The sequence below is a fragment of the Tardiphaga sp. 839_C3_N1_4 genome, from assembly GCF_051811045.1.
Taxonomy (GTDB): Bacteria; Pseudomonadota; Alphaproteobacteria; order Rhizobiales; family Xanthobacteraceae; genus Tardiphaga.
The window spans coordinates 898,619-910,819 of record NZ_JBPWQD010000001.1 but is presented as its reverse complement, the minus strand read 5'-3'; the positions used below and the strand labels follow the sequence as shown (position 1 = coordinate 910,819).

The following is a 12,201-nucleotide window of genomic DNA, read 5'->3' as shown; positions in this document are numbered from 1 at the left end:
GCCGATGCGTGCATCATCTTTCCAGCCAGAACCACGGGTCAGACCATGCTTTCACGGCGCCGCCTTTTGCTGACTGCAGGACTGGCCGTCGCCTGCCCCGCAGTCCTGCGCGCCGAACCGCTGAAGATGCGTCTCGCCCATAGTCTGCCGACCACCCATCCCGTCCACCCGGCCATGCAGCACTTTGCCGACCTGGCGCGCGAGCGTTCGCAGGGCGAACTCGACATCGCGCTGTTTGCGGACGGGCAGCTCGGTCAGGAAGTCGACCTGCTGTCGCAGGTACAGGCCAGCAAGCTGGATTTTCTGAAAGTCAGCGCCAGCGTGCTCGAACGCGTCCATCCGGCCTACAAGGTTCTCAACCTGCCTTTCACGTTCCGCGATCGCGCGCACTGGCTGAAAGTGACGAGCAACGAGGTTGGCAACGACATTCTGGCCTCGACCACTTCGGCCGGCCTCACCGGCCTGACCTTTTACGACGCGGGCGCGCGCAGCTTCTATGGGCGGAAGCCGATCCTTCATCCCGACGATCTCAAGGGCATGAAGATCCGCATCCAACCATCGGAGACCATGGTCAAGCTGATGCAGCTGTTCGGCGCCGAAGGCATCGAGCTGTCATGGAGCAATGTCTATGTCGCGCTGAAGTCGGGATTGGTCGATGGTGCAGAGAACAGCGTGGCTGCGCTGATTGTCGGCAAGCATGCTGAAGTCGCGACTCACTACTCGTTCGACGAACACACCATGATTCCGGACGTGCTGCTGGTAGGCGCCGGCCGGCTCAACAGCATGACGCCGAAACAGCGGGAGATCATCCGCGAAGCCGCTGCCCTGTCCTATCGTCGCATGAACGAGCTCTGGACCGCATTCGAGGCGCAAACGCGCCTGCAGGTCGAAGCGATGGGCGTGACATTCGTCAAGCCGGACAAGGCACCCTTCATCGCAAAGGCAGCGCCCCTCGCCGACATCTATGCCGGCGAGGAAGCGTCACGGACGTTGCTGCGCAGGATCGCGCAGGCATAGGTTCATTTGATCGGGCTTATTTGACGCCGAGCAGTTCGACGTCGAAGATCAACGTCGCATTTGGCGGGATCACGCCGCCAGCACCACGCGCGCCATAGCCGAGATCCGGCGGAATGATCAGCGTGCGCTTGCCACCGACCTTCATGGTGGCGACGCCTTCGTCCCAGCCCTTGATGACACGCGACATGCCGATCGGGAATTCGAACGGCTCGTTGCGATCGACCGACGAGTCGAATTTCTTGCCCTTGACACCGTTCTCATAAAGCCAGCCGGTGTAATGCATCACGCAGGTCTGTCCCTTGGCCGGCGTGGCGCCGGTGCCAACGGTGGTGTCTTCGATCTTGAGGCCTGAAGCTGTGGTCATGGTTTTTCCTGCGGCTGGCGCCATTTTCTGCGGCGCTTGTTTTTGAGGCGCTTGCGCCATGGCGGAAGAAAGGGAGACGTCGGAAACGGCCACGATCATGGCCGCACTGAGCGCGACGGCCGTGGCTCTAACGGCACGCTGGGAGTTTCGCATCATGTCTCCTGGATGGTTGGGTCTGCGAGCGGCGCAGTCATGCCCCCTCATCGCACCGCAACGCAAGTCCTGGCAATGCCGAATCCCGAAGCCGCGATCCATGGAAATCGCAATGAGGATGCTTGAATCCGCCCTCAGTCAGGCTTCGAGCTGCGTCGGGCCAGCTGACCCTTGTAATTTTCAAGCAACCGGGTCGCCAACTCTGTCGCCTCATCTCTTGCCTGGATTGAGCGACTGTCCGACATCGGCTCTGCGAGCGAGGCCGGATGTTTGAAGCTGAACGAGCGGATGACGCGATCGATGGCTGCTTGCATGGATAACTCCCGATGGCGACAGGAACTCCGCGTTTCGCGGAAAGTTCCTGATCAGTCAGCCGGAGGGCACCGCAGGTTCAAGGCAGCAGCACGGCCGCTGCAAAGCCGTAACATGGCCATTTTGGCTACAAATGTTGCTAAGCGCCTGCTTCTGCTGCGAATTGCAGCCCTTTGAAAGTCAGTCGGTTGGGGTCGCGAACGCCCGCCAGATACAGGCCGCGAATGAAGTGGGTCACCATGTCGCGATCACAACCGGTCAGAACGACCACGGCATCGACGGCTGTCTTCTGGGCATCCATATCGGTCCTCGCGCCGCACAGGCGGCCTGTTCCGCGCGCTCCAAATCGCCGGATGACCAAAACATGCCCGATTCCCGAGATTTGCGGATATACGCGGATCACCCTGCGCAAGCTCCGCCCCAGCCTCGCGCAGGCCTCCTTGCCGGCAAATCATGCGTAAGATTGCCGTAAATCGCAGATAGTTGATGCGTTGCCGCGCTGTCGGCTGTAAACCGCAGCGGAGTTTCGGCCATGCCTGGATGTTTGCCCGGCTGCCGCACCCGACAATGCCCCACCCCAAACCAAAGAAAGCGACAAGGCCTCGTTCATGTCATTTAAGGAACCCAGCTTCGCAGATCGTCAGAAGGCTGCGATCGAAGCCAGGAAGAACATTCTGAACAAATTCAAGGCAGCACCGGGCCCCGATGATCCTGCCGTGAAGGCGCGCGCCGCCGAGCGCGAAGCCGCTGCCGTCGCACGCGCGGAAGCCAAGGCCATCCGCGACGCTGAGAAGGCCGTCCAGAAGGCCCGCGAAGCCGAGGAAGCCGCCGCTGCTCTAGTCCAGGCTGCGCGCGCGAAGGAAGAAGCCGCGCTTGCCCAGGCCGCGCTGGAAGCTCAGCAGAAAGCTGCCCGCGACGCCCGCTACGCCGCCCGCAAGAAGCGCAAATAAACACGAGATCAGCGTGCCATCATCCGATGGCACGCTGCCTGAATTGATTGTCCGAGGTCAGTTCGTTTTGCCAAATTGCGGCTCGTCGGGTTTGACGAAATTGTTGCCGCTAGGTCCATAGCCGGTGATCTGAATCACCGCGCCCTCTTCCCGTGTGCCATCCCAATGCACCGCACCGGCGGGATGCACCATGTAGCCGCCGGTCTTCATCGGGATCGACTTCTCGGGCACGAAGGCTTCGCCCGTGCCGGTGTACCAGGTGCCCGACAGCACCACGACGTGACGATCTTCCGGATGCTTGTGCGGCTTGCTCATGATGCCGGGCGGCCATTTGATCCGCAGCACATAGATGCCCTGCTTTGAGGGATCTCCGTAAAGTGTCGCGACTTCGACGCCAACACCGAACGGGTTCTTCCAGACTTCCTCGCCCTGATTGATGCGCACAAAGCCCATCTCATCGGTGGCGCTCCATGTCGTCACGCTTGGAAACGTCGTTGCTGCGATCAGACAAGTCGCCGCAACGACGATGCGTCGTTCTTTGTTCATCGTGGCCTCCCCAGGGATTTTCTTGTGCGCGGAGGCTATGCCGAGTTTTCAGGTCCAGCAACGAGCAGCGCAACATGACAAGCCCGTCGCACGGACGGGCCCGTCACGGCGATGCGGGTGAAGACGTTACTTCTTCATCATTCCGTCTTCCTTCTTCATCATGCCGTCTTTCTTCATGCCATCGTCCTTCTTCATACCATCGTGAGACATGGCATCCTTCTTCATACCGTCGCCCTTCGACATGGTGTCCTTTTTCATGCCGTCATCCTTGCTCATCTTGTCCTGAGCGAACGCGGCAGGTGCCAGCGCGAGGCTGAGCGAGACGAGCGCGGCGGACACGCCGAGCGCAAACCTGGTGGAGATGGTCATGATGTTTTTCCTCGGATCCATTTCTGAAGCGCGACGTCTGTCGCTATGAACCAGACGTACGGACATCGCGTTTTGTTACGTCGCATCAAAAAAGTCTTGATGATCCATCCGATAGCCATTGCGTGCGACGCAACATCACTTGCCCGCCGGTTCGGAATGTATAAACGAAGGGGCGCGCGGTGACGGAGCAACAGGACGCGGGCGCATTTTGTCCCGCCCGGCACCAGACGACCCCTTTCAGGAGTTACGCATGCTGACTCGCCGCCACATCCTTGGATCGGCCCTCGCCGTGCCTGCGATCCTTCGTTGCGGTATCGGTACGGCGCTGGCAGCGACTACACTGAAGATCTCGCACCAGTTTCCCGGCGGCACCATCGACAACGGCGACTTCCGCGACCGTCTGGTCCGCACTTTCGCAGCCGCCATTGCCAAGCAGAGTGGCGGCGACCTTGTTGCCGAGGTTTATCCGGATTCGTCGCTGATCAAGGCGGATGCGCAATTTTCCGCCATGCGCAAAGGGACTCTCGATCTCAGCCTTTATCCTTTGCCCTATGCCGGCAATGAATTGCCAGAAGCGAATATCGGCCTGATGCCTGGTCTGGTCTCGACCTACGATCAGGGCCTGCGCTGGAAGAACCTGCCGATCGGCAAGGCACTGAGCGACATTCTCGCCGACAAGGGCATCATGCTGCTGACTTGGGTCTGGCAGGCCGGCGGTGTAGCTAGCCGCTCGCGCCCGCTGGTTGTTCCTGAGGACGCCAAGGGGCTCACGGTACGCGGCGGCTCGCGCGAGATGAACATGATGTTGCAGACTGCCGGCGCGCGCGTGCTCTCAATGCCGTCCAACGAAATTTACGCAGCGATGAAGAGCGGCGCCTGCGATGCCGGCATCACGTCATCGACCAGCCTCATCTCATTCAAGCTGAGCGAAGTCGCCACGCATCTGACCTCCGGCGCGGGAGCGTCCTACTGGTTCATGCTTGAGCCTCTGATGATGTCTAAGGCGGTGTTCGACAAGTTGCCAAAAGCACACCAAGATATTCTGGTCTCGGTCGGCACCGAGATGGAAGCCTTCGGCAAGGCGGGCGCGCAGCAAGACGATGTCGAAGTGTCCAGGGTCTATGAGAAGGCCGGCGCCACGGTCAGCGCGCTCGACGCTGCGACCGTCGGCAAGTGGCGCGATATCGCGCGCGATACGGCATGGAAGGACTACGTCGCCAAGACGCCGCTCACCGCGAATCTCCTCAAGCTCGCGCTGGACGTCCCGGCCTGAAGTATCCTGTCGCCCGCCAGGTGGCTCTCAGCGCGTCTTCGCGTTGAGTGCCGAAGCGACACGGCTGACCGGCGGGCGACCGATCAGAGCGCTGATGGTGTTGGTCGCAGCGAGCAGCTTGTTCATATCGACGCCCGTGGCAATCCCCATGCCTTCCAGCATGTAAACCACATCTTCGGTGCCGACATTGCCGGTCGCACCAGGCGCATAGGGACAGCCGCCGAGACCGCCGGCAGCGCTGTCTACGACACGGCAGCCTTCTTCCATCCCGGCATAGAGGTTGGCCAGCGCCTGACCGTAGGTGTCGTGGAAGTGCATCGCGAGCTTCGGCATGGGAACCGAGCCCGCAACGGCGCGCAGCATCTGCCGCGCCTTCGACGGCGTCCCGACACCGATCGTGTCGCCGAGCGAGACTTCGTAGCAGCCGAGATCAAACAGCGTCTTTGAGACATCGACGACCGCCTGCGGCGCGACGTCGCCGTCATAGGGGCAACCGAGGACGCAGGACACGTAACCGCGCACGCGGATGCCGTCGGCCCTGGCGCGCTCGATCACCGGCTTGAAGCGCTCGATGGATTCGGCGACCGAGCAATTGATGTTTGCACGCGAAAAGCCTTCCGAGGCCGAGGCGAACACCGCGATGACTTTCGCGCCGACCGCCTTCGCGCCCTCGTAGCCCTTCTCGTTCGGCACCAGCACATGGAATTCACCGGGCAAATCGCGCACGCCGAGAAATACCTGATCCGAACCCATCATTTTCGGGATCGCCTTTGGCGACACGAACGAGCCGACCTCAACCGTATGCAGGCCAGCCCCGACCAGCGCCTTCACAAAGGCGATGCGGTCCTCGACCGAGACCGGCGTCTTTTCATTCTGCAAACCGTCGCGCGGGCCGACTTCGACGATACGAATCTGATTACTCATGCTTGTTTCAATCTCACACGTCTCTCAGAAGATCAGGCGCTCGGCTCGACTTCCGCGAGCTCGACACCTTCTCCAACGATATCGCCGACCTTGCACTTGATGCGCTTGAGCACGCCGGCAAACGGCGCGCGCAGGGTCTGCTCCATCTTCATGACTTCCAAGGTCAGAATGGCAGCGCCCTTCTCAAGGATTGCGCCCTCCTCGGCCAGCAGCGCCACCACGGTGCCCGGCAGCGGCGCAACGATCTTGTCCTCGCCGACCTGCTCTTCATCCTCGCCGCCGAACGGATCGACCCAATGGATGTCGAAACGGCCGTGACGCGTGCGCAGATAGAGTTCGTGGCCCTCGATCACCGAAACGATGTGCGAGCGCGCTCCGTCCAGAGTCAGATCGAAATGCCCGTCATCGGCCGTAGCCGCCTCAAACCCCAGTTCGCGAGTGCCGATCGAAATCGTTGCAGGACCGCTGCCGTAATTCAACGTCACGCGCTGTTCGTCCGAACCATACTTGAATTTGAACACCCGCTGGCGACGCCCGACCGGCATCCAGCCAGCCGTCAGCCAGGGCGAGGTACCGGCGGCCCGTGCTGCCTGCTCTTCGCTCGCGACGATGGCGGCGACAGCCGCGCATAGTTCGAGATCGCCAGGCGCCGCCGAGTCCGGCGTCAACACTTTCAATTCACGCTCGATAAAGCCGGTGTCGATGGTGTTCGCGCGCACATCCGGATGCGTCACAAGCGCCGACAGGAACGGCGTATTGGTGACAATGCCGCGAATATCGGTTTCTTCCAGCCCGCGGTTGAGCCGGTTGATCGCCGCATCGCGCGTCGGTGCCCAGGCAATCACCTTCGCGAGCATGGCATCGTAATTCGGCGACACCGCGTCACCCTCGCGATAGCCAGCATCGATGCGCAAGCCGTTCGTCTCAGCGGGCGTCCGCCAGGTGCGAATCTTACCAACCGAAGGCATGAAATTCTTGTGCGGATTCTCGGCGTAAACCCGCGCCTCGATGGCGTGGCCGTTGAGCTTGATCTCGCTTTGCGTCAGCGGCAGCTTTTCGCCGAACGCCACGCGGAGTTGCCATTCGACCAGATCAACGCCGGTGATCAGTTCGGTGACCGGATGCTCGACCTGCAGGCGCGTGTTCATCTCGATGAAGAACACGTCCTTGCCGTCGGAGACGAATTCGATAGTGCCGGCGCCGACATAGTTCACCGCGCCTGCGGCCTTGCGTGCAGCCGCGCAAACCGCCTCACGCTGCGCGCCGTTCAACGTCGGCGAGGGCGCCTCTTCGATCACCTTCTGATGCCGTCGCTGCAACGTGCATTCGCGCTCGAACAGCGAGACGAGATTGCCATGACTGTCGCCGACGATCTGCACTTCGATGTGACGGGGATTGTCGACATACTTTTCGATCAGCATGCGGTCGTCGCCGAACGCTGCTTTGGCTTCGCGCTTGGCGCTGACGATGGCCGGAGCCAGTTCGGCCGCCGAACGCACCACGCGCATGCCACGCCCGCCGCCGCCGGCGGAAGCCTTCACCAGAACCGGGAAGCCGATCTTGTCGGCCGCCTTGGCCAGCGTCGCGTCGTCCTGCGCTTCGCCGTGGAATCCCGGCACCAGCGGCACGCCAGCCTTCTCCATCAGCGCCTTGGAGCCCGACTTTGAGCCCATCGCGGTGATCATCTCCGCAGTGGGTCCGACGAAGATCAGGCCGGCATCGGCACAAGCCTGCGCGAACTCGGCGCTCTCGGAGAGAAAGCCGTAGCCGGGGTGGATCGCCTCGGCGCCGGTCTTCTTTGCAGCTTCGAGAATGCGCTCGATATTGAGATAGCTGTCGCGCGCACGCGCCGGGCCGATCAACACGGCCTCGTCGGCTTCCGCCACATGCAGCGCATTGGCATCTGCCTCAGAATAGACCGCGACGGTGCGCAAGCCCATGGCGCGCGCCGTGCGGATGACGCGGCAGGCTATCTCGCCGCGATTGGCGATCAGGAGCGTGCGAAAGCGGCGATATAAAGCTTTTGAAATTTCGGCTTTGGCCATCATCACATCCTGAACAGGCCGAAGCGCGTCGGCTCGATCGGCGCATTGGCCGACGCTGACAAACCAAGTCCGAGCACCAGGCGCGTATCTGCGGGATCAATCACGCCATCATCCCAGAGGCGCGCCGTCGCGTAATACGGGCTGCCCTGGGTCTCGAACTGGTCGCGTGTCGGCTTGCGAAACGCTTCCTCCTCTTCGGTCGACCAGGTACCGCCCTTGGCTTCGATATTGTCGCGGCGCAGCTGACTCAGCACCATCGCGGCCTGCTCGCCGCCCATCACCGAGATCCGGGCATTGGGCCACATCCACAGAAAGCGCGGGCTGTAGGCGCGGCCGCACATGCCGTAATTGCCGGCGCCGTAGGAACCGCCGACCACCACGGTGAATTTCGGGACGTTGGCCGTGGCGACAGCTGTCACCAGCTTGGCGCCATCGCGCGCAATGCCGCCGGCTTCGTATTTCTTGCCGACCATAAAGCCGGTGATGTTCTGCAAGAACACCAGCGGGATGTTGCGCTGGCAGCAGAGCTCGATGAAATGCGCGCCCTTCAGCGAGCTCTCGCTGAACAGGATGCCGTTGTTAGCGATGATGCCGACCGGGAAGCCCCAGATATGCGCGAAGCCGCAGATTAGAGTCGTGCCGTAGAGCTTCTTGAATTCGTCGAATTCGGAGCCGTCGACGATGCGCGCGATGATGTCGTGCATGTCGAACGGCTTGCGCGCGTCGGCAGGAATGACACCGTAGAGTTCTTCAGCGGCATATAAGGGATCGCGGGGCGCCTGCATGTTCAGTGTGGCCCGCTGTGGTGGCTTCAGCGTCGCGACGATTTTTCGCGCGATGCCGATGGCGTGGCCATCGTTCTGTGCGTAGTGATCGGTGACGCCCGATTGCCGCGAATGGACGTCGGCACCGCCGAGCTCTTCCGCGGTCACCACCTCCCCGGTTGCGGCCTTCACCAGCGGCGGACCACCAAGGAAGATCGTGCCCTGATTGCGCACGATGATGCTCTCGTCGGACATCGCCGGCATATATGCGCCGCCGGCAGTGCACGAGCCCATCACGACAGCAATCTGCGGAATGCCCTGCGCCGACATCTGCGCCTGATTGTAGAAGATGCGGCCGAAATGGCGCTCATCCGGAAAGATGTCGTCCTGCTGCGGCAAGAACGCACCGCCGGAGTCTACCATATAGATGCACGGCAGATTGTTCTGCCGCGCGATGTCCTGCGCGCGCAGATGCTTCTTCACCGTCATCGGATAGTAAGTGCCGCCCTTGATAGTCGCATCATTGGCGACGATCATGCACTCCCTGCCCGACACGCGGCCAACACCAGTGATGACGCTGGCGGAATGGACGTCGCCGCCATAGAGGCCGTTGGCGGCCAGCGGCGAGAGTTCGAGGAAGGCCGTGCCGGGATCGATCAGCAGATCGACACGTTCGCGCGCCAGCATCTTGCCGCGCGCGGTGTGCTTGGCGCGGGACGCTTTGCCGCCGCCGCCGGCGACCGCACCGAGCTTGTCCTTGAGCTCGGCGACCTGCGCTTTCATCACATCGACATTGCGTTTGAACTCGGCCGAGGTGGGATCGATCGTGGAGCGAAGCGACATCGGCTTCCGTTTCCTGCAGGGTCTGTTTCTTGTTTGCACGGCGGCCCGGCAACGGACCTGCCATGATGGTGTCATCCCGTCGTGGCGGGACGCAACCCTAACTTTCGGTGCTGGTCAGGGTGAGATTTGAAGCGTTACGGGGGCTGATTTGCCCGCAAACCGGTCGTCAGTGCGACCACGGCTCCGAGCGGCGGAACGCAAAATTGTCGGCATAGGCGATGGTCCGGGGCGCGCGCACCTTGGGCTCGATCACCTGATAGGCAATGCCTTCGCGCTCGCAATAGGCGACCGCCTCTTCCTTACTGTCGAAGTGGATGGACAGCTGCTGCTTCATGTCACTGGACGACGTCCAGCCCATCAGGGGCTCGATCACCCGCGCCTGCTCCGGCTCATAATCGAGCTGCCAGTCCTTGGTCTTGGCGAGGCCTGCCTGCATGGCATTCTTGGGGGCTTTGAAGATACGTGCGGTCATGGAATGCGATAGCCTTTTAAGGATGGGCCTTCGTCTCGGGATTAGCGTCTCGGGATCGGCCTTGGTCAGCTGCGACACTGCGACAAATTGGTGAAAACGGCGGGGCTGGTATATCCAATTGTCACGAATTTGATCCGTGATTCCGTCGTTTGGCGGCTTCGTTATTGTGTATATTCGTTCCGCGGCGTCGTGACAATCGGGGCACGAAGCGGTCTATCTGATCTCGCAATTCGGCATCACGAAGGGCTCCTGAAGCGGCACCCATGGATATTCACGCCATCCTTCCCCCCAAAGGCCGAGACCTTCGGCTGGACCTGTTCCGCGGTATCGCCAACTGGGCGATCTACCTCGATCACATCCCCGACAATGTGGTGAACTGGGTCACGACCCGGAACTATGGCTTCTCCGACGCGGCCGATCTGTTCGTCTTCATCTCCGGCTACACGGCGTCCTTCGTCTACGCCAAGATGATGCTGGAGCGCGGCTTCATCGTCGGCGCTACGCGCCTCACCAAGCGGGTCTGGCAGCTCTATGTCGCCCACGTTATCCTGTTCGTGATCTACATCGCCGCCATCGGCTATGTGGCGCAGCGCTATAACGACCCCGACATCATCAACGAGTTCAACGTTGCCGGTCTGGTCGACAATCCGATCCAGACGCTGACGCAAGGTCTGCTGCTTAAGTTCAAGCCGCTCAATCTCGACGTGCTGCCACTCTATATTGTGCTGATGGGTCTGTTCCCGCCGGTGCTGTGGATGATGCTGCGCAAGCCGGATCTGACGATGCTGGCGTCGCTGGCGCTGTATTTCGCGGCACGCCAGTTCGGCTGGAATCTGCCCGCCTATCCCTACGGCGTCTGGTACTTCAACCCGTTCACCTGGCAATTACTGTTTGTGTTCGGCGCCTGGTTCGCGCTCGGCGGCGCGCTCGAGTCACGCTCGGTGATCCGTTCCAAGGTGCTACTGTATTTCGGTATCGCCTATCTCTTGTTCTCGCTTGTCATGACCATGGCCGGCCGCTTCCCGGACACCGGCCACATGATCATGCCGGACTGGTTATTCGACGCGTTCAATCCGAACGACAAAACCAACCTCGCGCCCTATCGCGTGCTGCACTTCGTGATCATCGCCTTCTTCGTCACTCGCTTCGTGCCGAAGGAATGGAAAGGCCTGGAGTGGCCGGTGTTCCAACCGCTGATCAAATGCGGCCAGCAGTCGCTCGCCGTATTCTGCGTCGGCGTGTTCCTGTCCTTCGTCGGCCACTTCCAGCTGATGATGTCGTCGGGCTCGCTGCTGGCGCAAATATTCGTCAGCGCCGCCGGCATCGGCATCATGACCTGCGTAGCCTATTACATCTCGTGGTCGAAGAAGCAGGACAAGCCGTTGCCGAAGCCGGCTGCTCCCACAGCGTCAGAACAGCAGGCATCGCCATCGAAAGCCGCAGAATAGGCCCGTTGTCGAACATGGTGCGGGACAGGCGAGAAATCGCCGGCAGGTGTCTTGCTGCCCCCCGCCTAAGCGTGTATCGACACCGCATCGTCGGGGTATAGCGCAGCCTGGTAGCGCGGCGGTTTTGGGTACCGCAGGTCCTAGGTTCGAATCCTAGTGCCCCGACCATCCCCCATTATATTCAATGACTTACCGCTTCTTGAACAGCGGATGGACCACCTGGTCCCCGGGCGCGATTCCGTATTTTTTGGCGGTGCCTGCGACCACTTCGAGAACAGCCCGTGCCGGGCCGCCCGATGAAATGATCTTGAGGGATTGTGGCTCGGTATTCTCCGCGATCCGGAGCACCCGGCCATCACCGCCGATGAAGATCATGTCGAGTGAAACAAAGGTGTTCTTCATCCACATGGAGATCTGCTGCTCGGGGGTGAAGTCGAACAGCATACCGCGGCCATCCGCGAGCTCCTTGCGATACATCAGACCGGTCGCCCGCTCCTCGTCGGTCTTGGCGATTTCGACTGAGAACATCCGCACACCTGACTTGGTGACGATTTCGAGCGGCTGGAATTCGGCGGCTGCGGCTGGCTTGTAAGGGCCGACAAGGGCCAGAGCGGCGATCACCGCCAGCATCGAGAGGCGGCAACGGGCGGCGAAGCGAAACAGACTCATGAAGGGCAATCCACGCGAAGAGCCCGGTCAGGATGCCGGGCGGCGCGACCCT

14 protein-coding genes and 1 tRNA gene are annotated in these 12,201 nt (G+C 61.3%); 5 read left to right on the top strand and 10 right to left on the bottom strand.

Features of this window, described 5'->3' with window-relative positions:
• The first annotated feature begins 45 nt into the window (after window positions 1–45).
• The gene (locus AB8A38_RS04740) at window positions 46–1,017 is read left to right on the top strand and encodes a TRAP transporter substrate-binding protein (RefSeq protein ID WP_439085140.1); all 972 of its coding nucleotides are present in this window, start codon (window positions 46–48) and stop codon (window positions 1,015–1,017) included.
• 16 nt (window positions 1,018–1,033) lie between these two features.
• Here the strand turns inward: AB8A38_RS04740 and AB8A38_RS04735 are convergent, their stop codons facing one another.
• From AB8A38_RS04735 to AB8A38_RS04725, 3 genes are all read right to left on the bottom strand, one after another.
• Window positions 1,034–1,534: an FKBP-type peptidyl-prolyl cis-trans isomerase gene (locus tag AB8A38_RS04735; protein WP_309946178.1), complete on the bottom strand. Its 501-nt coding sequence runs from the start codon at window positions 1,532–1,534 to the stop codon at window positions 1,034–1,036.
• A 134-nt stretch (window positions 1,535–1,668) separates the two neighbouring features.
• A complete protein-coding gene (locus AB8A38_RS04730) occupies window positions 1,669–1,848 on the bottom strand; it encodes a hypothetical protein (protein WP_439085139.1) in 180 nt (59 codons plus the stop codon).
• Between the two features lie 137 nt (window positions 1,849–1,985).
• Window positions 1,986–2,147: a hypothetical protein gene (locus AB8A38_RS04725; protein ID WP_439085138.1), complete on the bottom strand. Its 162-nt coding sequence runs from the start codon at window positions 2,145–2,147 to the stop codon at window positions 1,986–1,988.
• Window positions 2,148–2,454: 307 nt separating this feature from the next.
• Between AB8A38_RS04725 and AB8A38_RS04720 the strand changes: the two genes are divergently transcribed.
• Entirely contained in the window at window positions 2,455–2,796 is a 342-nt protein-coding gene (locus AB8A38_RS04720) for a DUF6481 family protein (protein ID WP_315842167.1), read from the top strand.
• 57 nt (window positions 2,797–2,853) lie between these two features.
• On the opposite strand, the gene AB8A38_RS04715 is transcribed toward AB8A38_RS04720, so the two are convergent.
• Together AB8A38_RS04715 and AB8A38_RS04710 are read right to left on the bottom strand one after the other, a co-directional pair.
• The gene (locus AB8A38_RS04715; protein ID WP_439085137.1) at window positions 2,854–3,342 is read right to left on the bottom strand and encodes a cupin domain-containing protein; all 489 of its coding nucleotides are present in this window, start codon (window positions 3,340–3,342) and stop codon (window positions 2,854–2,856) included.
• Window positions 3,343–3,468: 126 nt separating this feature from the next.
• The gene (locus AB8A38_RS04710; protein WP_309946173.1) at window positions 3,469–3,711 is read right to left on the bottom strand and encodes a pentapeptide MXKDX repeat protein; all 243 of its coding nucleotides are present in this window, start codon (window positions 3,709–3,711) and stop codon (window positions 3,469–3,471) included.
• A 250-nt stretch (window positions 3,712–3,961) separates the two neighbouring features.
• On the opposite strand from AB8A38_RS04710, the gene dctP reads away from it, so the two are divergent.
• Window positions 3,962–4,984: a TRAP transporter substrate-binding protein DctP gene (gene dctP / locus AB8A38_RS04705; protein WP_439085136.1), complete on the top strand. Its 1,023-nt coding sequence runs from the start codon at window positions 3,962–3,964 to the stop codon at window positions 4,982–4,984.
• A gap of 27 nt (window positions 4,985–5,011) precedes the next feature.
• Here dctP and AB8A38_RS04700 read toward each other — a convergent pair whose 3' ends face one another.
• The 4 genes from AB8A38_RS04700 to AB8A38_RS04685 form a co-directional block, all read right to left on the bottom strand.
• Window positions 5,012–5,908 carry a hydroxymethylglutaryl-CoA lyase gene (locus AB8A38_RS04700; RefSeq protein WP_439085135.1) on the bottom strand — a complete coding sequence of 299 codons (897 nt, stop codon included), beginning with the start codon at window positions 5,906–5,908 and terminating at the stop codon, window positions 5,012–5,014.
• Between the two features lie 32 nt (window positions 5,909–5,940).
• A complete protein-coding gene (locus AB8A38_RS04695; RefSeq protein WP_439085134.1) occupies window positions 5,941–7,953 on the bottom strand; it encodes an acetyl/propionyl/methylcrotonyl-CoA carboxylase subunit alpha in 2,013 nt (670 codons plus the stop codon).
• Window positions 7,954–7,955: 2 nt separating this feature from the next.
• On the bottom strand, window positions 7,956–9,560 hold the full coding sequence (locus AB8A38_RS04690) for a carboxyl transferase domain-containing protein (RefSeq protein WP_439085133.1): 1,605 nt from the start codon (window positions 9,558–9,560) through the stop codon (window positions 7,956–7,958).
• Between the two features lie 166 nt (window positions 9,561–9,726).
• Window positions 9,727–10,032: an ETC complex I subunit gene (locus tag AB8A38_RS04685; protein ID WP_315842173.1), complete on the bottom strand. Its 306-nt coding sequence runs from the start codon at window positions 10,030–10,032 to the stop codon at window positions 9,727–9,729.
• Between the two features lie 263 nt (window positions 10,033–10,295).
• Here AB8A38_RS04685 and AB8A38_RS04680 point away from each other — a divergent pair, with 263 nt between their 5' ends.
• Both AB8A38_RS04680 and AB8A38_RS04675 read left to right on the top strand, forming a co-directional pair.
• Window positions 10,296–11,480, top strand: a complete 1,185-nt coding sequence (locus AB8A38_RS04680) for an OpgC domain-containing protein (RefSeq protein ID WP_315842174.1) — start codon at window positions 10,296–10,298, stop codon at window positions 11,478–11,480.
• A gap of 91 nt (window positions 11,481–11,571) precedes the next feature.
• Window positions 11,572–11,648: transfer RNA gene (locus tag AB8A38_RS04675), tRNA-Pro, on the top strand.
• A gap of 21 nt (window positions 11,649–11,669) precedes the next feature.
• Here AB8A38_RS04675 and AB8A38_RS04670 read toward each other — a convergent pair.
• The gene (locus AB8A38_RS04670) at window positions 11,670–12,110 is read right to left on the bottom strand and encodes a DUF192 domain-containing protein (RefSeq protein ID WP_315844150.1); all 441 of its coding nucleotides are present in this window, start codon (window positions 12,108–12,110) and stop codon (window positions 11,670–11,672) included.
• Window positions 12,111–12,201 lie beyond the last annotated feature (91 nt).

Bases quoted from the DNA above. Each gene is read 5' to 3' on its own strand.
- AB8A38_RS04740 (WP_439085140.1), top strand. From the start codon at position 46: ATGCTTTCACGGCGCCGCCTTTTGCTGACTGCAGGACTGGCCGTCGCC.
- AB8A38_RS04735 (WP_309946178.1), bottom strand. From the start codon at position 1,534: ATGCGAAACTCCCAGCGTGCCGTTAGAGCCACGGCCGTCGCGCTCAGT.
- AB8A38_RS04730 (WP_439085139.1), bottom strand. From the start codon at position 1,848: ATGCAAGCAGCCATCGATCGCGTCATCCGCTCGTTCAGCTTCAAACAT.
- AB8A38_RS04725 (WP_439085138.1), bottom strand. From the start codon at position 2,147: ATGGATGCCCAGAAGACAGCCGTCGATGCCGTGGTCGTTCTGACCGGT.
- AB8A38_RS04720 (WP_315842167.1), top strand. From the start codon at position 2,455: ATGTCATTTAAGGAACCCAGCTTCGCAGATCGTCAGAAGGCTGCGATC.
- AB8A38_RS04715 (WP_439085137.1), bottom strand. From the start codon at position 3,342: ATGAACAAAGAACGACGCATCGTCGTTGCGGCGACTTGTCTGATCGCA.
- AB8A38_RS04710 (WP_309946173.1), bottom strand. From the start codon at position 3,711: ATGACCATCTCCACCAGGTTTGCGCTCGGCGTGTCCGCCGCGCTCGTC.
- dctP (WP_439085136.1), top strand. From the start codon at position 3,962: ATGCTGACTCGCCGCCACATCCTTGGATCGGCCCTCGCCGTGCCTGCG.
- AB8A38_RS04700 (WP_439085135.1), bottom strand. From the start codon at position 5,908: ATGAGTAATCAGATTCGTATCGTCGAAGTCGGCCCGCGCGACGGTTTG.
- AB8A38_RS04695 (WP_439085134.1), bottom strand. From the start codon at position 7,953: ATGGCCAAAGCCGAAATTTCAAAAGCTTTATATCGCCGCTTTCGCACG.
- AB8A38_RS04690 (WP_439085133.1), bottom strand. From the start codon at position 9,560: ATGTCGCTTCGCTCCACGATCGATCCCACCTCGGCCGAGTTCAAACGC.
- AB8A38_RS04685 (WP_315842173.1), bottom strand. From the start codon at position 10,032: ATGACCGCACGTATCTTCAAAGCCCCCAAGAATGCCATGCAGGCAGGC.
- AB8A38_RS04680 (WP_315842174.1), top strand. From the start codon at position 10,296: ATGGATATTCACGCCATCCTTCCCCCCAAAGGCCGAGACCTTCGGCTG.
- AB8A38_RS04670 (WP_315844150.1), bottom strand. From the start codon at position 12,110: ATGCTGGCGGTGATCGCCGCTCTGGCCCTTGTCGGCCCTTACAAGCCA.